Annotated in this window: 3 protein-coding genes; all 3 read right to left on the bottom strand. The window is 74.5% G+C overall.

The window, feature by feature from the left end:
• A partial coding sequence (gene modA, locus Y694_RS21980; protein ID WP_155935900.1) for a molybdate ABC transporter substrate-binding protein occupies positions 1-390 on the bottom strand: 390 nt, incomplete at its 3' end.
• Between the two features lie 54 nt (positions 391-444).
• Positions 445-669: a formate dehydrogenase subunit delta gene (locus Y694_RS21985; RefSeq protein WP_011831285.1), complete on the bottom strand. Its 225-nt coding sequence runs from the start codon at positions 667-669 to the stop codon at positions 445-447.
• Positions 659-991: formate dehydrogenase accessory sulfurtransferase FdhD (locus Y694_RS21990; protein WP_036236780.1), on the bottom strand; the 333-nt coding region annotated here is incomplete at its 5' end. The genes Y694_RS21990 and Y694_RS21985, both read right to left, overlap by 11 nt.

A 991-nucleotide genomic window follows, 5' to 3' on the forward strand; every position in this document is an offset into this window, starting at 1 on the left:
CTCGGCCGTCTCCGGCGGGGCCGTCGGCTCGGCGCTGCCCGGCGCCACCAGCGCGAGCCGGTTGCCGACCCAGTCGCGCCGCGTGCCGGGCAGAAGTCGGCCGGCCTTGCCGACGGCGTCCATCCAGGGTTCGTCGGCACTGACGAAGATCTGCGCGGTGGCGCCCTGCTCGATCTGCCGGGCCAGCGTGGAACTCGACGCGAACGAGAACCGGACGCCGGTGAAGCCGCCCTGCCGTGCGATCGCCTGCAGCACGTCGGTCAGGCTGGCGGCGGCGAACACCACCACCTCGTCGTCGGCCGCGCGGGCGGCGGGGGGGCTTGCGAGCAGCCAGGCGACCAGGGCGGTGGCGAGGGTGGTGCTCAGGCGGCGGCGCAGCGGGGACATCATGGGCAGGGTTTCGGGCGAGTGGAGGAGGACGCGAGTCTGGCCGCGGAGGGCGCCTCAGTCGAGCACCGCGCGGTGCCGGGTGAGGGCCGCCTCGACCATCGCGTTGAGCCCGGCACTGCCGTTGCGGTCGACATGCGCCAGCAGCGCGCGCCGCATGCGCGGGTCCCAGAACTTCTTCAGGTGCTCGGCCACCTGCTGCGCGGCCTCGGCCGCGTCGGGCATCGCCTCGAAGAACTGGCCGATGCGGTTGGCCATGCGCACCAGGTTGTCAGCGTCCATCGTCGCGCTCCGTCATGTCGATCCGTTCGGCCCCGGCATAGACCACCAGGTCGCGGCCGCGCGCGAAGCCGGCCAGGCCCACGCCCAGTCGCCCGGCCAGGTCGACGGCCATCGTGGTGGCCGCCGACACGGCGACCAGCAGCCGCACGCGCGCCGCGGCGGTCTTGTGCAGCATCTCGTAGCTGGCGCGGCTGGTGACCGCGAAGAAGCCCTCGGTGCCGGCGTCGCCGGCGGCCAGCGTGCCGGTCCGCGCCATCGCGCCGATCAGCTTGTCGAGCGCGTTGTGGCGGCCGACGTCCTCGCGCAGCAGGCGCACCGCGCC

The organism is Methylibium sp. T29-B (assembly GCF_000576225.1).
Classification (GTDB): Bacteria; Pseudomonadota; Gammaproteobacteria; order Burkholderiales; family Burkholderiaceae_C; genus Methylibium; species Methylibium petroleiphilum.

Coding starts and splice junctions, on each gene's coding strand:
- Y694_RS21985 (WP_011831285.1), bottom strand. CDS start 669: ATGGACGCTGACAACCTGGTGCGCATGGCCAACCGCATCGGCCAGTTC.